This is a genomic window from Bacillus sp. NPDC094077 (assembly GCF_050279465.1).
Taxonomy (GTDB): domain Bacteria; phylum Bacillota; class Bacilli; order Bacillales; family Bacillaceae_G; genus Bacillus_A.
The window spans coordinates 613267-634381 of the sequence record NZ_JBNNUF010000001.1 but is presented as its reverse complement, the minus strand read 5'-3'; the positions used below and the strand labels follow the sequence as shown (position 1 = coordinate 634381).

The window sequence follows — 21115 nt, the reverse complement described above, 5'->3', positions numbered from 1 at the left end:
TGAACTAATCGGGCGTTTACGGGCAGTTAATCTCCCACCTAACTTCTTTGCTCCAGCCGAATTTTGAGGTGGGAGTTTTACTGCCCGTTAATGCGGGATAAGTTTAATAAATGTCCTAATTTATTTACTTTCGTTTGTAAATACGTTTTATTCTCTTCTTTTGCTGGCATTTGCAAAGGTACACGCTCAGTGACCTCTAAATCGTAACCTTGTAAGCCCGCAATTTTTCTTGGATTATTCGTTAATAATCTTAAATTTTGTAAGCCTAAATCTTTTAATATTTGAGCGCCGATACCGTAATCACGAAGATCAGCAGGGAAGCCGAGTTTTTCATTTGCTTCTACAGTATCGAATCCTTCTTCTTGTAATTTATAAGCGCGAAGCTTATTAAGAAGCCCAATGCCTCGTCCTTCTTGTCTCATATAAAGAAGAACGCCTTTTCCTTCACGTTCAATTTGAGCAAGTGCAGCATGAAGCTGTGGTCCGCAATCACAGCGGCATGAACCGAATACATCTCCTGTTAAGCATTCAGAATGAACACGTACAAGTATCGGTTCTCCTGTTGAAATATCACCTTTTACGAGCGCGATATGTTCTTTTGTATCCAGTGAATTAGAATAGCCAATTGCATGGAAAGTACCGAAATCTGTAGGTAATGTAATTTCCACTTCTCTCGTCACAAGTGTTTCATGATGACGGCGATAAGCAATTAAATCTTCTATCGTAATCATTTTTATATCGAATTGTTTTGCGCACTGTAGTAAATCAGGTACACGTGCCATCGTACCGTCCTCATTTATAATCTCGCAAATAACTCCAGCTGGCTCAGCTCCGCAAAGTTTGGCTAAATCGACAGCAGCTTCTGTATGACCCGCACGGCGCAGTACACCGCCTTCTTTCGCAATTAATGGAAAGATATGTCCAGGGCGATTGAAATCAGCACCTTTTGATACGGGATTTAATAATTCTTGTATCGTAGTTGCACGTTCGTGAGCGCTAATCCCTGTTGTTGTAGAAACATGATCAATGCTTACTGTAAATGCAGTATGATGTGAGTCTGTATTATGAGATACCATTGGTTCTAATTGTAGACGTTCTGCATGGTGTTCTGTAATTGGAACACATACGAGACCACGACCGTGAGTAATCATAAAGTTAATCGTTTCTGGTGTAATATACTCTGCTAAAGCAATAAAATCGCCTTCATTTTCTCGGTTTTCATCATCACATACGATAACGACTTTTCCTTGTTTTAAATCTTCTAGAGCTTCTTCAATACGATGAAACATTATGTTTCCCCCTTATAGAAATCCGTTTTCTTGTAAAAAACTTTCGGTCATTGAACTTGTTCGTTTGACGGGTTTAGAGATAAAGCGTTCGATATATTTACCGATCATGTCACACTCAATGTTTACGATATCTTCGGCATTCTTTTCTCCGATGACAGATTCGCTTACTGTGTGCGGGATGAGTGAAATTGTTATGGAAGATTCGTCTATATCAAATATCGTTAAACTCGTTCCATCAACAGCAACGGATCCTTTATGCAAACAGTAGCGTAGCAATTCATCAGAAATTGCTATTTTGTAATAGATGGCATTGTAGTGTTGTTTTTTAGTTAAAATCGTCCCGATACCGTCGATGTGTCCTGTAACGAAATGTCCACCGAATCGTCCGTTTGCAGACATTGCCCGCTCTAAATTTACTTTAGAATGTGGTTTAAGCATACGAAGTGATGTTGATTGCATCGTTTCAGGCATTGCATCAACTGTGAATGAAGTAGTTGTATAACTAGTTACGGTTAAGCAAATGCCATTCACCGCGATACTATCACCTAACTTCACATCGGATAAAATTTTGTTTGCATGGACAGTTAACTTCATCGCTTCTCCGCTTTGTTGCATGTTTGCTATCGTTCCTAATTCTTCTACAATTCCTGTAAACATTCGGGCACCTCATTTCGGGCATTCGCAACGATTTTTATATCATCGCCAATTTGTTTCATCTCTTGAATTTTTAAGGAAAGCGCATCTTGTAATTTTGAAAAACCATTTCCTCCAAATAAAGTAGGAGCATCTTTCCCACCAATTAATTTCGGACTTATATAGGTTACAATTTCATTGAAATTGTTTGTTTGTAAGAAACTTGCATGAACTGTTTGACCACCTTCCACGAAAAGAGAAAGGATTTGTTTTTCACCGAGTAGGTTTAAAACATCTTGGATTTCAATTTGTTTCGTTTTCATTTGGAATATAGCTATATTTTCAGATTCATAAGAAGCTATTTTCTCTTTATCTACATCCCTACCGACAATAATCCATGTCGGTGCTAAACCATCTGTTATGACATGAGAAAATGGTGGCGTTTTTAAATGGGTATCTAAAATAACGCGAATTGGATGTTTCCCTCCATTTGTAATTCTTGTTGTTAAGTGTGGATTATCAGCAATAACTGTATTCACTCCAACAAGAATCGCATCGTGTGTATGGCGATATTGGTGAACATCAGCTCGTGCTTCTTCACCTGTAATCCACTTACTTTCACCAGTTGCAGTTGCTGTTTTGCCATCTAGGCTCATCGCTGTTTTTATTGTTACAAATGGGTGTTTCGTTTTCATATAGTGAAAAAAGAAACGATTTAATAAAGTGGCTTTTGCCTCAAGAATACCGGTAGTTACTTCGATGCCAGCTTCTTCTAATCTCCTTTTTCCATTACCAGAAACGAGAGGATTGCAATCAAGGGTAGCAATTACAACCCGTTTGACTCCTTTTTCGATGAGCAAATCACAGCAAGGTGGTGTTTTTCCAAAATGGCTACACGGTTCAAGTGTTACATAAACAGTAGCATGTTTTGCTTTTTCACCAGCCATATGAAGTGCGTGAACTTCTGCGTGTTCTTCACCAGCGCGTAAATGAGCCCCCATACCGACGATGTTTCCATCTTTTACAACAACAGCACCAACCATAGGATTTGGACTTGTTTGTCCTGATGTACCTTCTGCTAATTGCAAGGCAATCCTCATATATTCTTGATCTGTCATTCTCTTCACCTCTCCTAAAAAAATCAAAAAACCCCAAGGATTTAATATCCTTGGGGTTTGGGAGACGTGATTTCTAGACATATAGTTCGAATACAAAAGCATAGGAAAGAAACCTAACGAAGATTCATATTTTTGCATAAGGAAAAAACCTAGCAAAGATATCAAATTTTTTAAACGCTAGTTGTCTCTTTTTTATTTCAGTATAAAAAATGAGTATAGAAAACTAAACATATATAAAGATTCAAAACGAATTTTTAAAAATATGCATACTGAAATAAAAGTGTATTCACTATATAAAAAACTAGAAACATATCCTTCTCCCATCCAGACTATACTGTCGGCCCTAGAATTTCACTAGATCCACCGTTTTCGAGTTGAAAACGGGTCACGGACTTAGAAGTTTGCACTTCATCACCGCCGGTTGGGAATTTCACCCGACCCCGAAGGATGCTGTTTGCTCAAATTATAGCACAAAAAAGAAAAAAGGCTAGTAAAAATATTCGAATGTGAAGAATTGTGTGAAAATATACGTGGATTTGAATGAGGAAAAAAGTGTTAGAAATGTTGTAAGGAAAAGGGATGTAGGAAAGTTAATCAAAAGAAAAAACATGCACAAAAAAATGTGCATGTCACATACAAAATTATTCAGAATCTGTTGCTCTAACAACAGATTCGAATTTACCTTTATGCGAAGCATCGCAATAAGGCATATTTTTTGATAAGCCACAACGGCATAAAGAAAATGCCGGTTTTGCTGGGAATACATTCCCTTGTGAGTCGACTAATTCCACGTCCCCTGTAACGCGAAAAGAGCCATTATCATTTACTTTAATTTGTACTTTTGCCAACGTTATCCCTCCTTCCCAAACGCTTAATTTCATCATATATTCAGGAAGGGGACTTGACAATATAAAAAGAGTACTTTGTTTAGAGAAGAAGAGGGTGTTATAATGGTTTTTATAACTGACTAGAGTAAGGTGACGAAAGATGGATAAACAATTACGTACATTACGAAATATTGCAAATGAGCGCACGTGGGCATCATTTTTGAATGATAATCATCCATATAGTTTATTGCACTGGTCCATTGCCGGTGTAGGACAAGAATCGAAGGATGTTTGGTTACTTCAAGATGAGGTAACATTTCAAACGACAGAATTTCCAACGCTAGATGATGCGGTACAATGGATTTCCGAAAATATGGAACAAGTTACAGACGTGTTAGCGCAATAAAAAAACAGGCTTATGCAAGCCTGTTTTTTGTTTCTTTCACATATGTGTTTAAAAATTGATCGACGGCTGCTTCATACTCTTCTTTATTTTCGTTATAAGAGCAAGCGTGTGCACCGTGTTCTGCAATATAAAGTTGTTTATTATTTTCCTTTGCTTCAAATAGTGCTTTAGTCATATCAGCTAAAATATAATCGTCATCTTTACTATGAATAAAGAGAACGGGATTGTTAATATTTTTTATACAATCGATTGGTGAAACTTCACGAATTGTATAACCGTCACGAACTTTTAAAAAAGTGTTTGCTAAAGGTAATAAAGGCCACTTTGGTAAATGGAATTCAACTTTTAAACGATGCTGTAATTGCCCATAGAAATCAGAGAAAGGACAATCAGCAATATAAAAATCGGCACCATCTTCTACAAGTCCCGCATATTGAAGAAGAGTTGCAGCCCCCATAGATTCACCATGAATACCAAGTGTAATATTTGTACCAAAACGACTTTTTAGCCAGTCAACGACTGATTTCAAATCATGTTTTTCATAGTATCCATAGCTTGTTGTTTTTCCGCCAGTTTTACCATGACGGCGATGGTCATAAATAAATACGTTATATCCTCTGTTTAAAAATAAGTTTGCATATTTTACAGAGTTCATTTTATTTACAGTTACGCCGTGACAAAAAATCATAAACTTATTGGAATGATCAGCAGGAATATAATATCCATGAAGATCATATCCGAATTGCGAAGGGATATGAATTTCTTCTTTATGAAGAGCATCAAAATCTTTTATACGAAAATGCTTTTTCGTTTCTCTTTCTAGAACTTCTTCCTCTGTCTTTTTCTTCAAATACATAACTTTATTTGTAAAGAAAATCCCAAGGGCAGTTATTGCGCCTAGTATAGTGAACAATGCTGCAAAAAAACGTTTCATACTTTACCTCATCCTCCAAATATCGTTACATGTGATACACTTACATTGTATCACAATGATAGAAAAGGGGAGAAACAGGAAATGGTGCATATACAAAAAATTACACCAACAATGAAAGAAACAATCCGAATGTTCATGTGTGAAAACTGGGGGAGCTCATTGATGGTTTCACGTGGTAAGGGGCATCAATTAGAAGAGTTACCAGGATTTATTGCACTATCAGATGACAGAATAATCGGAATTATAACGTATGAAGTGGCCGGAAATATGTGCGAAATTGTATCGTTAGATAGCTTTGAAGAAAGAAAGGGAATAGGGACGAAGCTTGTGGATTGTGTATTGCAAGTTGCAAAAGAGGAACAGTGCCAAGAGGTGTGGCTTATTACAACAAATGATAATATGAATGCGTTACGTTTTTACCAAAAACGTAATTTTGTGATGACTAATTTATATGTGAATGCAGTGGACGAGGCACGAAAAATAAAGAAAGAAATTCCGCGCATTGGGTATGATAATATCCCAATTTTACATGAAATTCAGTTGGAGTATCGTTTAGCAAAATGATGTAACAATTTTCAGAAATATAAGTTATTAACCTTGACGAATATTATAATTTAGGTTACCGTAAAATTGTAATCTATTACCATATTAAGGGGTGACGATGTGGCAACTATACGTGATGTTGCAAAATTGGCCGGTGTTTCAGTCGCAACCGTTTCACGAGTTATTAACGAAAAAGGATACGTCCATGAAGATACGGTAAAACAAGTAAAGGAAGCAATTGAATCGTTACAATATAGACCGAATGCTACAGCCAAGCCTTTATTTAAACAATCTTCAACGATCATTGCATTGCTTGTAGATAATTTACGTAATCCATCAAATATCACTTTGCTACATTGTATTGAGGAAGAGGCATATAAAGAAGGATATCAAATAATTGTTTGTAATATAGAGAATAAAGATAGATACATATATATGTTGGAGCAAAATAACGTTGCGGGTGTTATTTTGCCAAAATCAGTTTTTAAAAGTATAGGAGAAATTGCATTTCCATTTGTTGTGATTGATGAAAAACAATCCCTTACAAATTATTATGAAAGTGGGCAGAAGGCGGTTTCTCTATTAAAAGAGAAAGGATGTCACTTTCTTGCTTATTTCGGTGAGGGAGAAGAAAGTGAAGAAATGGAAGAGCATGTATCAGGATTTTTAGACGCAGTTTGGGATAAAGGGATGTCTTATCGGGAAAAAGGTATACAAGGATACACGAATAAACAGTTCATTACATTATTGCAAAATCATCCGTATATAGATGGAATTGTAACTTCAAGTGATAAGATTGCTATTGAGTTAATTCGAGCAGCGAAATTTCTAAATATTCATATACCAGATAAATTAAAAATTATTGGACCAAATGGGAGTATAGAGTGTGAATGGATAGGGCCATCACTACCGGCAATTGAAAGTGATTTCGAGGAGAAAGGGAAAATAGCCTTTCAACAATTAAAAAGAAAAATAAAAAAGTAAAAGGTGCGTATAGAACGCACCTTTTATAATGTAATGGCGGCAATAAAACCGAATATAAGTAACGGTATATTATAATGCAGAAAAGTTGGTACACATGTATCCCATATATGATGATGTTGACCATCAGCATTTAAACCAGATGTTGGTCCAAGTGTACTATCTGATGCTGGAGATCCTGCATCGCCTAGCGCTCCTGCTGTACCGATAATTGCAATTGTGGCCATTGGACTAAATCCAAGTTGAATGCAAAGAGGTACGAAAATTGTTGTTAAGATAGGGATTGTCGAAAAGGATGAACCAATTCCCATCGTAACGAGAAGTCCAATAACGAGCATAAGAAATGCAGCAAGTGGTTTGTTATTTCCGATTATATGTACACTCGTTTGCACAAGCGATTCAACATGTCCTGTTTTTCGAAGAACAGCGCCAAATCCAGCGGCAGAAATCATAACAAATCCGATAAATGACATCATACGCATTCCGCTTGTTAATATTGTATCTGCTTCTTTAAGAGGTAGACTACCACTAACTGATAAGACGATAATCCCCGCTAAAGCACCGAAAATCATTGATTCTGTTGCTAATTGAACAGTTAATGTAGCTAGGATAGATAATAGCCCAAAAGTAATGCTTCGTTTTGTATAGGGAACGATTTCATTTTCGGTAGTATAAATTTGTTCTATTTCATACGTACGAGGTTTTCGATACGTAATGAATACCGCTACACATAATCCGATAATCATACCGATTGCTGGAATAGTCATTGCTTTTGGAATAAGTGTAACATCAAATGTAAGACCGCTTTGTGCAGCGTTGGTTTGCAATACGTCATGATAAATTTTTCCAAATCCTGCTGGAACCCACATATAAGGTGTAATTAATCCGAATGTAATAATACATGTAACAAGTCTGCGATCCACTTTCAACTCATTTAATACTTTTAAAAGTGCCGGAATTAAGATTGGGATGAAAGCGATATGAACAGGGATAATGTTTTGTGAGAAACAAGCCATTGTTAAAATGATGAATAAAATCAGTATTTTAGAATAAACTTGTTTTTTCGTGTCTTGTTCATTGCCAATCCATTTTAATGCGGCTTGAATCATGGCATCTGGAAGTCCAGTTTTGGAAAGGGAAATAGCGAAACCACCAAGCATTGCATAGCTTAAAGCGATGGGAGCACTGTTTCCAAGTCCTGATGTAAAAGTGTTAATTGTTTCTGAAATACCGAGTCCGCCGATAAGTCCGCCCGTTAGAGCTCCAACGATGATGGCGACAATGACCTGGACACGTAACAAACTAAGCAATAGCATGACTGCTACCGCAACGAGTACAGCGTTCATAATAAATGTAATCTCCCTAATTTTTATTCTGTGAAGGCAAGTAAATATGACGCAGTTTGCTATATTTATACATACTTGCGACATATTATTATAAAATGTTTTCTATGAAATGTAAAAGAGGCCATTTTTTTATCGTTGAAAAGCTAGCTCTTGTTTAATGGACTGTAAAGAGTTTGCAAATAGTTCTGGTTCTTCTAAATCAGGAGAATGTGCTGAATTTGGGAACCAAATCATTTTTTTTATAGGTGCTTCAATAACATCACAATATTCTTGAACGAGTGCATAAGGAGTTTGATAATCATAGCGACCAGAACAAAAATAAACTGGAATAGATAAACTTGAAATAGATGAAAAGAAATCGATTGTCAGCATTTCTTCCCATAAAACGCCAGATTTTAAGTTACCTGCGAGAAACTTGAACCAATCTAATAGCGTATATTCAGGAGAAAAGAAACCTTTTCGTATGAAAGAAAAGGACGATCCGTTTTGGATTGCTCCTCCGAATGTACCAAGCCACTTTCTTTGAATAATAAGGCGTCTCGTATCTAAGAATGGCGGTTTACCTAATTTTAAAAGGGAAGCTAATGCTCTTTTATGATCATGCTTTTTTGCAGAGTTAATTAAATGTTGATATAGCAATTCTTCGTTTTGTTTCATATGTACAATCTGCCCGATACCAATGTAAGCATCGATATACTTCGGGTATCGATGTGCGATGGTAAGCCCGATAATACTTCCCCAAGAATGACCAGCGAGAAATAGTTTTTGTTTGTTGAACCTTTTAAGCACATACTGAATTACTTCTTTTGCATCAGAAACGAATTGTTCGATTGTAAAGGTTGCCCAGAAGTCTTTCACTGAAAAGGATTTGCCTGCTCCGCGTTGGTCCCAATTAATAACGATAAAGTGCTTCTCTAATTCTTTTTGAAAATGGCGAATAAAACCGATTTGTGCCATGCCGGGTCCGCCGTGACAGCATAATAAAATAGGTTGTTCTACGTTTTGTCCACGCATAAGGAGAGAGTGTTTTCGATTATTAATCATAACGCTTTCTAACGTAGCGATACTATTAGGAATGAGTTGTTTATTTTCATTATAGAACTGTGTGGTATAGCTACGAAAAAGCATATTGAAAACCTCCTTTTCTGAAATCGTATGAATCGCACAGGCTATTTGTTTTGCATACACTGTTAGAAAATCATTGTAACATAACATACTAGTGTCATTTCAACATGGGAGGAGGGAAATTGTGACGATTGGAGAAATTATAGATTGTCTAAATAGACGTGAATCAATCGCTATTATAGCAAAGCGCCTTGAAATAAGCCCATATACATTATCAAAGAAATTAAGATTGATTGGATACGAATACGATGGGGAGCAGAAGAAACGTATTTTTGTAGGAGAGGGAGAAGAACCGCGTCACTTACAACTCCAAGAAGCGACGGCCCTTCAATATGCAAAAACCGATTATCAATTACTAATTTATGAGCAATTACAAAGCATTTATGAATTATTAAGAAAAAGAGAAGAAGTAAGTGCACCAATTATGAGTAAAAGTACAGAGAAAAAGAAACGGACCTTTTCTATTAATAAAGAAATATTAGCAAGATTAGACGTTATATCAGAATCAAAAGGAATTCAAAAATCTAAACTTGTAGAAGAGGCTTTACAACAATTTTTACAGCAATATGATTTTAACAAAACATCCCATTTTGATAATTGAAGAAAAGGATACTATGTTCATTGGAAGAACGAGTATCCTTTTTTGCTTAATATATATTATGAATAAAAGATATGCACTTAATTGATTTTTTGAATTCTTCCATCAATAATTGGTTGAATTGGTTCCTTTATTTGTTTTACGTAATCGACTAGCGCTTCAAAGTCGTTTGGACCAGTTTCTGCATTTTTACCATTTTTAAATGATACGAATCCATCACCGCCAGAAGCTAAGAAAGCATTCGCAACTACACTATACGTTTTAGATGGAGATAATTCTTCGCCATTTGTTAAGTGAATATTTGCAACTTTTTCACCGTTTGGTTTATTTGCATCCCAAGTATATTGAATACCTGAAATTTGAAGCATTCTTGTCGTTCCTTTTTGCCATTGTTGATTTAAAATATCGCGAATATCTTGACCTGTTAAATCTACTTTAATCAATTGATTTCCAAAAGGCTGAATGCCATATAATTCGCCCCATGTAATATCGCCAGCGTCTAAATCATTACGAATGCCGCCAGGATTCATAAGTGCGATTTGAGCTTGCATAGTTTGGCGCTGTGCGTCGCCAATTAAATTTCCAAGAGTAGACTCACCAGCATCGTTTTGTTTACGATCGATAGGTGCTGTAGATTTTCCAACTACTTCATTAACAAGTGGTGCAATTTTTTCTTTATATTGATTTAACTTTTGTTGTACTTGTTTATCAGGCTCTACACCTTCATGATATGTTGTAATAACTTCAGCTTTTTTCTTTACAATATCTTTTGTTTTACGATCAATTGTTACATCTACATCTGAGAAAGCCGTTCCGTAAGAGTTCGCTTGGACAATAAGTTTATTATTAACTGTACCATTTACATACGTATGACTATGTCCACCAAAAATAACATCAACTTCTGGATCTGTTTCATTTGCAATTCGAGTAAGGTCTCCATTTGTTACACCAGACTCATCAGTTGTTCCGCCGACATGTGCAAGGACGACGATGGATTTAACGCCGAGACGCTTTAATTGTTGTGTGGATTTATTAATAGCTTCAACTTCGTCAGTGATTTCTACATTTTGAAGCATAGTAGGCATAACGACATTTGGTGTATCAGTTGTAACAACTCCAATGAATCCTACAGGAACACCATCTACCATTTTTACAGTAAATGGCGGTAAAAATAAGCGGCCAGTTGATTTGTTATAGAAGTTTGCAGCGACATAAGGGAAGTTTGCACCTTTGAAATTCCCTGTTTTTTCGTGATATCCACCGTAAATGAGTCGCTTCATTTCATCGATACCTTCATCAAATTCATGGTTTCCGATTGTACCAACATCAAATTTCAAGTCATTTAAAAATTCAATCGTTGGTTCATCTTGTAACAATGCTGAAACGGGTGGACTAGCTCCGACAATATCGCCAGCATGTACGAGAAGGGTATTAGGGTTTTGTTTTTTACGTTCTTTTAAATAAGTGGCTAAGTAATCAGCGCCACCAGCTTCCTTGTTATTAATTTTTTTAACAGTATCTAGTTGTCCATGGAAATCATTAATACCGAGCATTTGTACGTCTATGTAACGGTTTTGCTCAGCTGGAGTCTGAGATGGGGGAGCGGCGAATACGCTTGAAAAAGTAATGGTGCTTAAAACAGCGACAGCAGGAATGATTTTTTTCCACATAATTTATTTCTCCTTTTTTATAATCTGACATCATACGACATAATTTTAATAGATTCATAGGATTATATCCATAACAAAATTTATTCTTTTTGAAAAATTAACATTTTTACAAAAAATGAATAATAGAGTAAGTAACCTTTTTTATTGTCGATTTCATCGTGTATCCTCTATAATGGAGAAAAAAGTAAAAGGTGAGCAGCATGAAGAAAAAGAAACAAAGACAAATGCAAAGACAATCTCAAATGAATCAACCAAAGAAAGAATCACTTACGTTAGGTGATCAATTAAATGATTCGTTAATGGAGCAATTAAAGAATAAGAAAAAAGAGTTGCAAGTGAGAGAAGAGAAAAAAGAGGCAGCGGAGCAGGAAAGAAAGCGTCAGGAACAAAAAGAACGTGAAAAGAATAAATCATTTGAAGAACTATTAAGTGAAAGTAACCTTACTTGGAAAGACTTTAAATAATAACAAAAATGATCAGTGACTATCGCTGATCATTTTTTTGACGAGCTTGTAAGAAAAGGGGAGTTAGAATGAGAAAAATTGTAGTCCTTCCGCATGAAAATCATTGGGGTGAAAAATTTCAAATGGAGGCCGAAAGATTAAAGTCGGCGATGCCAGAAACGGTGGAAATTCATCACATTGGTAGTACATCAGTGCCGGGGCTGGCAGCTAAACCTATTATTGATATGATCATGGAAGTAGAAAGTATCGACAGAGTAGATCATTGGAATGAACAATTTAAAGAGCTTGGTTACATCGTAAAAGGGGAAAATGGTATTTCAGGACGCCGCTTTTTTATTCATGGAACCGAGGAAAAACGCTCGTATCACTTACACGTGTTTGAAGAAGGAAATTCTGAGATAGTAAGGCATTTAGCATTTCGTGATTATATGATGGCGCATTGTGAAGAAGCAGAGGCATATGCAACTCTAAAAAAAGAATTAGCCGAAAAATATACATATAACGGCACGCTATATACGGAAGGAAAAAATGAGTTTGTTCGTAATGTGGATGAAAAAGCGAAAAAATGGATAGAAAAGAACGTGAATGAATGAGTTCACGTTCTTTTTAATTTGTATAAATTTATTATGTAAACTGTACGTATGTTTTGACTTTTTGGATGAATCTTGTTGAAATAAAGTTGTGGTTTATAAAAATGTAAGAACGAAAGGGAGACGACTGTGCATATTCCAACAACTACACTTCATAATGGCGTGAAAATGCCGATGATTGGTCTAGGCGTTTATAAAGCGAAAGAAGGCGACGAAGTAAAACAAGCAGTAAAAACAGCGTTAGAAGTTGGATACCGTTCGATTGATACAGCGACTGTATATGAAAATGAAAGCGGTGTCGGAGAGGCGGTTCGTGAATCAGGAATTCCGAGAGAAGACATATTTATTACGACAAAAGTTTGGAACGATGATCAAGGATACGAGGAGACACTCGAGGCGTTTGAAAAAAGTTTGAAAAAATTACAAATGGACTACGTAGATTTATATTTAATCCACTGGCCAATTAGAGGGAAGTATGTTGATACGTACCGAGCTTTAGAAAAATTGTATGAAGAAGGTAAGGTGCGCGCGATTGGTGTTTCTAATTTTCATAAACATCATTTAGAACTGTTATTACCAAATTGCAAAGTAAAGCCGATGGTAAACCAAGTGGAACTTCATCCAATGTTAGCGCAATTTGAATTGCGTAATTTCTGTCAAAGTGAGCAAATTCAAATGGAGGCATGGAGTCCGTTAATGAGGGGCGGCGAAGTATTCGAGCATCCAATTATTCAGGATATTGCTAACAAGTATGAAAAAACACCTGCGCAAGTTATATTACGATGGGATATTCAAAGCGGAATAGTAACGATTCCTAAATCTGTGACACCATCTCGTATTAAAGAAAACTTTACTATTTTTGATTTCTCACTAACTGAAGAAGAGATGAATCAAATTAATACGTTAAATCGTAATTTACATGTAGGAACGAATCCTGATAAATATGATACATTATAGAAAGACGCTACCAGTACTGGTAGCGTCTTTCTAACGATGTAAAGCATATGTGTCATATTTAACAATTTTTTGAAGTTGTACATACTTTTCTTTTGTTAAAGGCGACTGCTGACTAGCTTGTACATTTGTCTGTAGTTGTTGAATAGAGCTTGCGCCAGGAATAACAGATGCAACAGTTTCGTTATGTAAGCAATATTGAATAGCTGTTCCTGTTAAAGAGTTTTCTCCAATAACTTCTTTTACACTCCCAAGTGTTGTATGCAATTCATCGTAAGAATAGGAGAGATAATCCTTTTCTTTTACTCTCTCTATCTTTCTTGCATTGTCGTCAGTTAAAATTCCTTTTGCAAGTGGTCCGCGAGCAATGACACTAATTTGATGTTCATTAAGCATCGAGAACCATTCTTCAGGGCGGCGATTTAAGATGCTATATTCCATTAGTACACTAACGATATTGGAATGTTTTGCATACTCACGGATGACATTTGGGCGTATAGAAGAAATACCGTAATGGCGAATAATACCTTCTTTTTTTAATTCTTCAAAAGCTTCTATTGTTTCATCTATAGGATCTTCAATTGTTCCGCCATGCAGTTGATATAAATCAATATAATCCGTTTGAAGTCTACGTAAACTTTCTTTTATTTCAGCCTTTATGTAAGCTTTAGAAGGATCCCAAGACCAGCCGTTTTTTTCTTCTGTCCATCGATTTCCAACCTTTGTTGTAAGAACAATTTGGTCTCGTTTTCCTTTCAAGGCTTTTCCTACAAATTCTTCATTTAATCCATAATCATATAAATCCGCTGTATCAAAAAAATTAATTCCTAAATCGATTGCTTCATCGATAATGCGCATTGCGTCAGTTTCCGATGTACCGAGAGACATACAGCCAAGTCCCATTTCTGTTACAAATAAATCTGATTTTCCTAATTGACGTTTTTTCATAGGTCAACCTCCTTATCTTTATTGTACGAAAGGGAAAAGAGGTTGACAAACGTTTACTTTTTGTCCCGCTATTTGGCGGGCAGTAAGACTCCCACCTCAAAATTTGGAACATGCGAGGAAGTTAAGTGGGAGATATTAACTGCCCGTAAAAGCCCGATTGGTGTGGGCAAATAATCAGAGGGGGATGGACAAAGCCCCTTCTGATTAAAATTTCACTTTATTTGCTGTAATCCACTCTTGTACAGTTGTATACTCTTTGCCATATTGTTTTAGCTTATGGCGAATTTGCCATGCTTTTCCGACTAATGTAACGCGATTTGGTAAAATATAAACTTTCATTTCTATCACGCTCCTTTCAATGTGGTAAAATGTATGAAGAAAGAATAGGAAATAGAACAGGGAGATGAAGTAGTATGAGTAATCTTGCAGAGAGAACAGTAAAAACTGAGCCGATTTTTGATGGTAGAGTTATAAAAGTTCGTGTTGATGATGTAGTATTACCAAATGGAGAAATGAGTAAACGTGAAATTGTAAATCACCCTGGTGCAGTTGCTATTATTGCTATTACGGATGAAGGGAAAATTGTGCTTGTTGAGCAGTACCGTAAAGCGCTTGAAAAGGCGATTATAGAAATTCCTGCTGGGAAGTTAGAACCTGGGGAAAAACCAGAGGTAACAGCAGTTCGTGAATTAGAAGAAGAAACAGGATATGTATGTGAAAATATGGAACTTGTTACATCTTTCTATACATCACCTGGTTTTGCAGATGAGATTTTATATGTATATAAAGCGACAGGATTAAAACAAAAAGAAAACAAAGCAGCTTTAGATGAAGATGAATTTGTGGAATTAATGGAAGTGTCATTAGAAGAAGCGATTGATCTTATGAAAGACCTTCGTATTCATGACGCGAAGACTATGTTTGCAGTACAATATTTACAACTACAAAAATAAACACTCGCCTTTGGCGAGTGTTTATTAATTAATTTTTGCATATACGCGTGCATCACGTAAGCTACCGTCTGGCGCTAGGAAATCATTTTCCATTGTACCTTCTAAAATAAATTCTAAACGTTCTGCTAAGTTACATGCATTTACATTTGTTGCATCAGTACGAATTTCAATTCTTCTTGCACCTAACTTATCAAAGGCAAACTGAATGGCACCTTTAATCGCTTCGGTCATATAGCCTTGTTTTGTATACGCGCTATGCAGCCAGAAGTGAAGTGAAAACTTTGGAATATCCCAGTTTTCAGGTTTGAGCGTAATAGCTCCGATGAATGTACCAGATACTTTATCGTATAAGTGAAAATCAAGTGTTTCACGAAGTAAAAACTGTCCGTGAGCTTTACGAACAATTTCTTCAGCACTATCTTCTGTTTCAGCGTCAATTGGCATCCACGGTACTAAGTCTTCTAGAGAAGCTTGGATTGCTTCATATACTTCTGCACCATCACCTGGAAACGGCTTACGAACTTGTAAGCGTTCAGTTTGAAATAATGTTGGAAAATCTAATAATAATGGTTTCAAGAGAAATCCCTCCTATTCTCTACTTTTTAGTTTAGCAAAGTAGAGCGGAATTTCAATGTTAATTCGTCATACTTTTTTTCTTTCTTTCATACATTTTTAGTAAGAGTGTGAACGGAGGGAAGAAAAATGTGGCGAAAAACTTGGCAAGATCGCGTAATGTCTCACATACAGGAAAACTCTTCATTATATATATTTAATGCTGTTTTATTATTGATGGGAGTAATATTTGGAGCTATTCTTGTGAATAGTTTACAAATCAATCAAAAGCAAGATTTATCATTTTATTTACAACGTTTTTTTGGACAAGTTTCTAAAGGAGAATTTGCTATTGCGGGCGAAATGTTTCGAGAAAGTTACTTTTCGCAATTAAAATACATTGGATTTATTTGGATTTTAGGGATTTCAATTATTGGATTGCCGCTTATTTTTATTTTATTATTTGTAAAAGGAGTAGTTGTTGGATTTACAGTAGGTTTTTTAGTAAGCCAGCACGGATGGAATGGATTATTATTAGCATTTGTATCTGTATTGCCGCAAAACTTAATTATCATTCCAGTATTTCTCGTTATGACAACAATTGCTGCAAGTTTTTCTTTACGGATGATTAGGCACCAGTTTATCAGGAAAATAACCGAGCCACTATTACCATTATTAATTCGCTATACATGTTTCTTTCTTGTAATTGGAGCTGTGTTAGCACTTGCTTCTAGTGTGGAGGCTTACGCATCACCAGTTTTGATGAAAGAAGTCGTTGAGGCTATTAATAAAAAATAAATATTTTTTGAGAATAATTATCAATTTGTTTTTATTGTTTTTTCTTTTGACAGAAGCCCTTCTTCTGATATAATGGTGTAAGAGTGGCGAGGAGGGAGTAGTACCGAATGGAAGAAAGAATTGAACGAATTAAGAAGCAATTACATGCAGCGAGCTATAAATTAACACCGCAACGTGAAGCAACAGTTCGTGTGCTGCTAGAAAATGAGGAAGATCATTTAAGCGCAGAAGATGTTTACCTCCTTGTAAAAGAAAAGTCGCCAGAGATCGGATTAGCAACCGTCTATCGAACTTTAGAGTTATTATCTGAGTTAAAAGTTGTCGATAAGATTAACTTCGGAGACGGTGTTTCACGCTATGACTTACGCCAAGAAGGTGCACAGCGTTTTCACCATCATTTGATTTGTACGCAATGTGGTGCTGTACAAGAAATACAAGAAGATTTACTTGGTGAAGTGGAGAAAAAAGTAGAACGAGACTGGAGCTTTAAGGTGAAAGATCATCGTTTAACATTCCATGGGATTTGTAAAAATTGTCAAGAAAATGAAACGGATGAAAAATAACCTTTTCCTATTTATCTAGGAAGAGGTTTTTTATTTGAATAAGGTATAAATTGGTGAAAGCTTGGCATATGTTGTAATAACTTATATTTTGGAGGAATTTACAATGCGCCGAGCTTTAAAATTAACTTTTGATGGAATAAAAGTATTTTTATTATTTACAAGTTGTACGATTTTGTTTTATTTCGCTATACTATGGATAAATGAAGAATACGAAAGCTATCATCGTTATGAAAAGCCAAAAGAAGAGACTGTAGAAAAAGTATCAGGGAATGAAGAACCGGCAAAGGATGCTTTCGTAAATAGAATGATGTTTTTCTATGAAAATGGGGAGTAGAGTAGATTGGAAGATCAATTAAAAGATTTTATTCATTATATGGTTGTCGAAAAGGGATTAGCGAAAAATACAGTAGTATCTTATGAACGTGATTTAAAAAGCTATGTGAAATATTTGCAAAATGTAGAACAGGCGAAAACCTTTCATGAAGTGACACGTTTGCACATCGTTAACTTTTTGCAGTATTTAAAAGAAAACGGAAAATCTTCGAAAACATTGGCGCGTCATATTGCATCGATCCGTTCGTTTCACCAATTTTTACTTCGTGAGCGAGCGGTAGAGCACGACCCATCAGTACATATTGAAACGCCGCAAGGGGAACGGAAATTACCAAAAGTATTATCAGTTGATGAAGTAGAGGCGTTACTTCAAACACCTAAAATGACAAGTGCTTTTGGAATTCGTGATAAGGCAATGCTAGAGTTATTGTATGCAACAGGACTGCGGGTTTCAGAATTAATTGCATTAAATTTAGAAGATGTACATTTAACGATGGGATTTGTTCGTTGCATTGGGAAAGGGAATAAAGAAAGAATTATTCCATTAGGAAGTTTAGCGACGGAAGCGATTCAAAAGTATATTGAAAAAGGAAGAAGGGAATTGATGGGGAAAAAAGTAGTAGATGCACTCTTTTTAAACCATCATGGTAACCGATTATCAAGACAAGGTTTTTGGAAAATTTTAAAACGATTAGCAAAAGAAGCGAATATTGAAAAAGAACTTACACCTCATACGTTGCGTCACTCTTTTGCTACGCATTTATTAGAAAATGGGGCAGACTTACGTGCTGTACAAGAGATGCTTGGACATGCAGATATTTCAACGACGCAAATTTATACGCACGTTTCAAAAACTAGATTAAAAGATGTATATAAACAGTTCCATCCGAGAGCATAGTTACTATGCTCTTTTTTCATAGATTAAGAAGAGTAACCGTTTCACAGAAACTTCACAAATATTTCGTATATTGTTTTCAGCAGAAGACTGGAATATTACAATGTATTTCCTCTATACTAAATAAAGTACGAAGGAGGAAATGATGATGAAAAAACTTATTGTGACATTATTTATCGCGATGCTAGCATTGGCTGGCTGTAATACAAACAAAGAAGAACCGAAAAAAGAACAGAAACTTGAAGCTGTAAAAGTAGCAGTTCAAACGAACCCGAAAGAAATTAAACCAGGTGAAAAAACAGAAGTACAAGCACTTGTTACACAAGGAAAAGAAAAAGTAACGGATGCTGATGACGTAAAGTTTGAGATTTGGAAAGATGGCGACGAAAAGCACGAAATGTTAAATGGTAAGCATAAAGGGAAAGGTGTTTATGCTGTAGAGAAAACATTCGAGACGGATGGAGTATATCATATTATCGCTCACACAAATGCACGTGAAATGCATGTTATGCCAGAAGTAAAAGTTGCTGTAGGAAATGCGAAAGTAGAAGATGCGAAAAAAGAAAATAGCGATCACAGTGCAGGACATGGCGATCATAAAAGTGACACAATGATTCATCTTATGGCTAGTGACATAAAAGCAAATGCTGAATCAACAATGAAGGTTCATTTAAAACAAAAAGAAGAAGCGTTAACTGGTGCTGAAGTTCAACTTGAGATTTGGAAAGATGGTGTTGAAAAACACGAATTTATTCCAGCGAAAGAAGGAAATAAAGGAGAGTATGAAAGTAAACATACTTTCAAAGAGAACGGTTCTTACAAAGTGAAAGTTCATGTAAGAAAAGGCGAACTGCATGAACATAAAGAAGAAACAGTAGAAGTAAAATAAAAAGTAGCTCTTTAGAGCTACTTTTTATTTTTATCCCGCTATTTGTGGGCATTAAAACTCCCACCTCAAAATTCGGCTGGAGCAAAGAAGTTAGGTGGGAGTCGGGCTGCCTATAAATGTCCGTTTGGTAAGTGCTAATAATCAGTGGGGAAGAACAAAACCCCGACTGATTAAAGTTTCACTTTATATGAAGAAATAAATCATAAAATAATTAGCACTTCTTCGCGGAATGGATTACAATAGAAGTGTGAATAAAATAAGAAATTCTACGAAAATGTATTAAAAAGAAAGCGTAAACATGTTATGATATCAATATCAGATGTCTGACATCTGACTTAGAAAAAACTAGAAATGTTTTTGAGTCGTTTCAAGTAAAACGAAATAGGTTAGAGAATGATTTAAAGAAGTACTGTTTGACAATGAGAAGGAAAGAGAATTCTTATGAATAACAGTTTCACTTTATAGCGTTTTGAACATACTACAAGAAGTAGAACTGAACTTATAGGAGGTCGCAGTTATGAATAAATATAAACGTATATTCCTAGTCGTAATGGACTCTGTAGGAATCGGCGAAGCACCGGATGCTGAGCAATTTGGTGATTTAGGTTCTGACACAATTGGACACATTGCTGAACATATGAATGGATTACAAATGCCGAACATGGTGAAATTAGGTCTTGGTAACATTCGTGAAATGAAAGGTATCTCTAAAGTAGAACAGCCGCTGGGATATTATACAAAAATGCAAGAAAAATCTACTGGTAAAGATACAATGACAGGTCACTGGGAAATTATGGGTCTTTACATTGATACACCATTCCAAGTATTCCCTGAAGGATTCCCGAAAGAATTACTTGATGAATTAGAAGAAAAAACAGGACGTAAAATTATCGGTAATAAGCCAGCTTCTGGAACAGAAATTCTTGATGAGCTTGGTCAAGAGCAAATGGAAACAGGCTCTTTAATCGTTTACACTTCTGCTGATAGCGTATTACAAATCGCAGCGCACGAAGAAGTAGTACCACTTGATGAGTTATATAAAATTTGTAAAATTGCACGTGAATTAACGCTAGATGAGAAGTACATGGTAGGTCGTGTTATCGCTCGTCCATTCGTTGGAGAACCAGGGAAATTCACACGTACACCAAATCGTCATGACTATGCGTTAAAACCATTCGGTCGTACAGTAATGAATGAATTAAAAGATAGTGATTACGATGTTATTGCTATCGGTAAAATCTCTGACATATATGATGGTGAAGGAGTAACTGAATCACTTCGTACGAAGTCTAACATGGATGGAATGGATAAGCTTGTAGATACATTAAACATGGACTTTACAGGTCTTAGCTTCTTAAACTTAGTTGACTTTGATGCATTATTCGGTCATCGTCGTGATCCACAAGGATATGGCGAAGCACTGCAAGAATATGATGCACGTCTTCCAGAAGTATTCGCAAAACTAAAAGAAGATGATTTATTATTAATTACAGCAGACCATGGTAACGATCCAGTTCACCACGGTACTGACCATACACGTGAATATGTACCGTTATTAGCATATAGCCCAAGCATGAAAGAAGGCGGACAAGAGTTACCACTTCGTCAAACATTTGCTGATATTGGTGCAACTGTAGCAGAAAACTTCGGTGTGAAAATGCCAGAATACGGAACAAGCTTCTTAAACGAGCTAAAGAAATAGGGGG

25 protein-coding genes and 1 riboswitch are annotated in these 21115 nt (G+C 36.0%); of the genes, 14 read left to right on the top strand and 11 right to left on the bottom strand.

Annotated elements, in window-relative coordinates:
• Window positions 1–77: 77 nt before the first annotated feature.
• From ribBA to ACQKNR_RS03200, 4 genes are all read right to left on the bottom strand, one after another.
• On the bottom strand, window positions 78–1289 hold the full coding sequence (gene ribBA, locus ACQKNR_RS03215; RefSeq protein WP_427315308.1) for a bifunctional 3,4-dihydroxy-2-butanone 4-phosphate synthase/GTP cyclohydrolase II: 1212 nt from the start codon (window positions 1287–1289) through the stop codon (window positions 78–80).
• 12 nt (window positions 1290–1301) lie between these two features.
• Complete coding sequence (gene ribE / locus ACQKNR_RS03210) at window positions 1302–1946, bottom strand: riboflavin synthase (RefSeq protein WP_427315306.1); 645 nt, start codon at window positions 1944–1946, stop codon at window positions 1302–1304.
• Complete coding sequence (ribD, locus tag ACQKNR_RS03205) at window positions 1928–3040, bottom strand: bifunctional diaminohydroxyphosphoribosylaminopyrimidine deaminase/5-amino-6-(5-phosphoribosylamino)uracil reductase RibD (protein ID WP_427315304.1); 1113 nt, start codon at window positions 3038–3040, stop codon at window positions 1928–1930. Before ribD ends, ribE begins: the two co-directional genes overlap by 19 nt.
• A gap of 308 nt (window positions 3041–3348) precedes the next feature.
• A riboswitch (FMN riboswitch) is annotated at window positions 3349–3492 on the bottom strand.
• A gap of 189 nt (window positions 3493–3681) precedes the next feature.
• Window positions 3682–3924 (bottom strand): CDGSH iron-sulfur domain-containing protein, encoded by a 243-nt coding sequence (locus ACQKNR_RS03200; protein WP_427315302.1) that lies wholly within the window; start codon window positions 3922–3924, stop codon window positions 3682–3684.
• 103 nt (window positions 3925–4027) lie between these two features.
• Between ACQKNR_RS03200 and ACQKNR_RS03195 the strand changes: the two genes are divergently transcribed.
• A complete protein-coding gene (locus tag ACQKNR_RS03195) occupies window positions 4028–4273 on the top strand; it encodes a YqkC family protein (RefSeq protein ID WP_283791519.1) in 246 nt (81 codons plus the stop codon).
• 10 nt (window positions 4274–4283) lie between these two features.
• Here ACQKNR_RS03195 and ACQKNR_RS03190 read toward each other — a convergent pair whose 3' ends face one another.
• Window positions 4284–5207 (bottom strand): alpha/beta hydrolase, encoded by a 924-nt coding sequence (locus ACQKNR_RS03190; protein ID WP_427315299.1) that lies wholly within the window; start codon window positions 5205–5207, stop codon window positions 4284–4286.
• 81 nt (window positions 5208–5288) lie between these two features.
• On the opposite strand from ACQKNR_RS03190, the gene ACQKNR_RS03185 reads away from it, so the two are divergent.
• A complete protein-coding gene (locus ACQKNR_RS03185) occupies window positions 5289–5771 on the top strand; it encodes a GNAT family N-acetyltransferase (RefSeq protein WP_427315297.1) in 483 nt (160 codons plus the stop codon).
• 99 nt (window positions 5772–5870) lie between these two features.
• On the top strand, window positions 5871–6734 hold the full coding sequence (locus ACQKNR_RS03180; protein ID WP_427315295.1) for a LacI family DNA-binding transcriptional regulator: 864 nt from the start codon (window positions 5871–5873) through the stop codon (window positions 6732–6734).
• Between the two features lie 23 nt (window positions 6735–6757).
• Here the strand turns inward: ACQKNR_RS03180 and ACQKNR_RS03175 are convergent, their stop codons facing one another.
• Window positions 6758–8077 (bottom strand): Na+/H+ antiporter family protein, encoded by a 1320-nt coding sequence (locus ACQKNR_RS03175; RefSeq protein WP_427315294.1) that lies wholly within the window; start codon window positions 8075–8077, stop codon window positions 6758–6760.
• Window positions 8078–8206: 129 nt separating this feature from the next.
• Window positions 8207–9205: an alpha/beta fold hydrolase gene (locus ACQKNR_RS03170; protein ID WP_427315292.1), complete on the bottom strand. Its 999-nt coding sequence runs from the start codon at window positions 9203–9205 to the stop codon at window positions 8207–8209.
• Between the two features lie 121 nt (window positions 9206–9326).
• Between ACQKNR_RS03170 and ACQKNR_RS03165 the strand changes: the two genes are divergently transcribed.
• Complete coding sequence (locus tag ACQKNR_RS03165) at window positions 9327–9803, top strand: ribbon-helix-helix domain-containing protein (protein ID WP_427315290.1); 477 nt, start codon at window positions 9327–9329, stop codon at window positions 9801–9803.
• Window positions 9804–9880: 77 nt separating this feature from the next.
• On the opposite strand, the gene ACQKNR_RS03160 is transcribed toward ACQKNR_RS03165, so the two are convergent.
• Entirely contained in the window at window positions 9881–11470 is a 1590-nt protein-coding gene (locus ACQKNR_RS03160; protein WP_427315288.1) for a bifunctional metallophosphatase/5'-nucleotidase, read from the bottom strand.
• Window positions 11471–11670: 200 nt separating this feature from the next.
• On the opposite strand from ACQKNR_RS03160, the gene ACQKNR_RS03155 reads away from it, so the two are divergent.
• The 3 genes from ACQKNR_RS03155 (at window position 11671) to ACQKNR_RS03145 (ending at window position 13481) form a co-directional block, all read left to right on the top strand.
• Entirely contained in the window at window positions 11671–11934 is a 264-nt protein-coding gene (locus tag ACQKNR_RS03155) for a YqkE family protein (RefSeq protein ID WP_427315286.1), read from the top strand.
• Window positions 11935–12002: 68 nt separating this feature from the next.
• A complete protein-coding gene (locus ACQKNR_RS03150; RefSeq protein ID WP_427315284.1) occupies window positions 12003–12527 on the top strand; it encodes a GrpB family protein in 525 nt (174 codons plus the stop codon).
• 126 nt (window positions 12528–12653) lie between these two features.
• Complete coding sequence (locus ACQKNR_RS03145) at window positions 12654–13481, top strand: aldo/keto reductase (RefSeq protein ID WP_427315282.1); 828 nt, start codon at window positions 12654–12656, stop codon at window positions 13479–13481.
• A gap of 30 nt (window positions 13482–13511) precedes the next feature.
• Here ACQKNR_RS03145 and ACQKNR_RS03140 read toward each other — a convergent pair whose 3' ends face one another.
• Window positions 13512–14426, bottom strand: a complete 915-nt coding sequence (locus tag ACQKNR_RS03140) for an aldo/keto reductase (RefSeq protein WP_427315281.1) — start codon at window positions 14424–14426, stop codon at window positions 13512–13514.
• 204 nt (window positions 14427–14630) lie between these two features.
• Window positions 14631–14765, bottom strand: a complete 135-nt coding sequence (gene mciZ, locus ACQKNR_RS03135; protein WP_199672889.1) for a Z-ring formation inhibitor MciZ — start codon at window positions 14763–14765, stop codon at window positions 14631–14633.
• Window positions 14766–14839: 74 nt separating this feature from the next.
• Here mciZ and ACQKNR_RS03130 point away from each other — a divergent pair, with 74 nt between their 5' ends.
• Window positions 14840–15379, top strand: coding sequence for an NUDIX hydrolase (locus ACQKNR_RS03130; RefSeq protein WP_427315279.1), 540 nt, complete (start codon window positions 14840–14842; stop codon window positions 15377–15379).
• A gap of 24 nt (window positions 15380–15403) precedes the next feature.
• Here the strand turns inward: ACQKNR_RS03130 and ACQKNR_RS03125 are convergent, their stop codons facing one another.
• Window positions 15404–15955: a GNAT family N-acetyltransferase gene (locus tag ACQKNR_RS03125; protein WP_427315277.1), complete on the bottom strand. Its 552-nt coding sequence runs from the start codon at window positions 15953–15955 to the stop codon at window positions 15404–15406.
• Window positions 15956–16081: 126 nt separating this feature from the next.
• On the opposite strand from ACQKNR_RS03125, the gene spoIIM reads away from it, so the two are divergent.
• From spoIIM to deoB, 6 genes are all read left to right on the top strand, one after another.
• Entirely contained in the window at window positions 16082–16729 is a 648-nt protein-coding gene (spoIIM, locus tag ACQKNR_RS03120) for a stage II sporulation protein M (protein WP_000269099.1), read from the top strand.
• Between the two features lie 107 nt (window positions 16730–16836).
• Window positions 16837–17292 (top strand): Fur family transcriptional regulator, encoded by a 456-nt coding sequence (locus ACQKNR_RS03115; RefSeq protein WP_000392653.1) that lies wholly within the window; start codon window positions 16837–16839, stop codon window positions 17290–17292.
• A gap of 103 nt (window positions 17293–17395) precedes the next feature.
• Entirely contained in the window at window positions 17396–17626 is a 231-nt protein-coding gene (locus ACQKNR_RS03110) for a YqzK family protein (RefSeq protein WP_001250432.1), read from the top strand.
• Between the two features lie 6 nt (window positions 17627–17632).
• Window positions 17633–18523 (top strand): site-specific tyrosine recombinase XerD, encoded by an 891-nt coding sequence (gene xerD, locus ACQKNR_RS03105; RefSeq protein ID WP_427315275.1) that lies wholly within the window; start codon window positions 17633–17635, stop codon window positions 18521–18523.
• A gap of 145 nt (window positions 18524–18668) precedes the next feature.
• Window positions 18669–19409, top strand: coding sequence for a FixH family protein (locus ACQKNR_RS03100; RefSeq protein ID WP_427315274.1), 741 nt, complete (start codon window positions 18669–18671; stop codon window positions 19407–19409).
• A gap of 517 nt (window positions 19410–19926) precedes the next feature.
• Complete coding sequence (gene deoB, locus ACQKNR_RS03095) at window positions 19927–21111, top strand: phosphopentomutase (RefSeq protein ID WP_427315272.1); 1185 nt, start codon at window positions 19927–19929, stop codon at window positions 21109–21111.
• The last annotated feature ends 4 nt before the right edge of the window (window positions 21112–21115 follow it).

What these genes read in the sequence shown, in the direction of transcription:
- ACQKNR_RS03185 (WP_427315297.1), top strand. Translation starts at nt 5,289, where the DNA reads ATGGTGCATATACAAAAAATTACACCAACAATGAAAGAAACAATCCGA.
- ACQKNR_RS03155 (WP_427315286.1), top strand. Translation starts at nt 11,671, where the DNA reads ATGAAGAAAAAGAAACAAAGACAAATGCAAAGACAATCTCAAATGAAT.
- ACQKNR_RS03115 (WP_000392653.1), top strand. Translation starts at nt 16,837, where the DNA reads ATGGAAGAAAGAATTGAACGAATTAAGAAGCAATTACATGCAGCGAGC.
- deoB (WP_427315272.1), top strand. Translation starts at nt 19,927, where the DNA reads ATGAATAAATATAAACGTATATTCCTAGTCGTAATGGACTCTGTAGGA.
- ACQKNR_RS03200 (WP_427315302.1), bottom strand. Translation starts at nt 3,924, where the DNA reads ATGATGAAATTAAGCGTTTGGGAAGGAGGGATAACGTTGGCAAAAGTA.
- ACQKNR_RS03130 (WP_427315279.1), top strand. Translation starts at nt 14,840, where the DNA reads ATGAGTAATCTTGCAGAGAGAACAGTAAAAACTGAGCCGATTTTTGAT.
- ACQKNR_RS03195 (WP_283791519.1), top strand. Translation starts at nt 4,028, where the DNA reads ATGGATAAACAATTACGTACATTACGAAATATTGCAAATGAGCGCACG.
- ACQKNR_RS03190 (WP_427315299.1), bottom strand. Translation starts at nt 5,207, where the DNA reads ATGAAACGTTTTTTTGCAGCATTGTTCACTATACTAGGCGCAATAACT.
- spoIIM (WP_000269099.1), top strand. Translation starts at nt 16,082, where the DNA reads ATGTGGCGAAAAACTTGGCAAGATCGCGTAATGTCTCACATACAGGAA.
- ribD (WP_427315304.1), bottom strand. Translation starts at nt 3,040, where the DNA reads ATGACAGATCAAGAATATATGAGGATTGCCTTGCAATTAGCAGAAGGT.
- ACQKNR_RS03150 (WP_427315284.1), top strand. Translation starts at nt 12,003, where the DNA reads ATGAGAAAAATTGTAGTCCTTCCGCATGAAAATCATTGGGGTGAAAAA.
- ACQKNR_RS03110 (WP_001250432.1), top strand. Translation starts at nt 17,396, where the DNA reads ATGCGCCGAGCTTTAAAATTAACTTTTGATGGAATAAAAGTATTTTTA.
- ACQKNR_RS03100 (WP_427315274.1), top strand. Translation starts at nt 18,669, where the DNA reads ATGAAAAAACTTATTGTGACATTATTTATCGCGATGCTAGCATTGGCT.
- ACQKNR_RS03160 (WP_427315288.1), bottom strand. Translation starts at nt 11,470, where the DNA reads ATGTGGAAAAAAATCATTCCTGCTGTCGCTGTTTTAAGCACCATTACT.
- ribBA (WP_427315308.1), bottom strand. Translation starts at nt 1,289, where the DNA reads ATGTTTCATCGTATTGAAGAAGCTCTAGAAGATTTAAAACAAGGAAAA.
- mciZ (WP_199672889.1), bottom strand. Translation starts at nt 14,765, where the DNA reads ATGAAAGTTTATATTTTACCAAATCGCGTTACATTAGTCGGAAAAGCA.
- ribE (WP_427315306.1), bottom strand. Translation starts at nt 1,946, where the DNA reads ATGTTTACAGGAATTGTAGAAGAATTAGGAACGATAGCAAACATGCAA.
- ACQKNR_RS03140 (WP_427315281.1), bottom strand. Translation starts at nt 14,426, where the DNA reads ATGAAAAAACGTCAATTAGGAAAATCAGATTTATTTGTAACAGAAATG.
- ACQKNR_RS03175 (WP_427315294.1), bottom strand. Translation starts at nt 8,077, where the DNA reads ATGAACGCTGTACTCGTTGCGGTAGCAGTCATGCTATTGCTTAGTTTG.
- ACQKNR_RS03170 (WP_427315292.1), bottom strand. Translation starts at nt 9,205, where the DNA reads ATGCTTTTTCGTAGCTATACCACACAGTTCTATAATGAAAATAAACAA.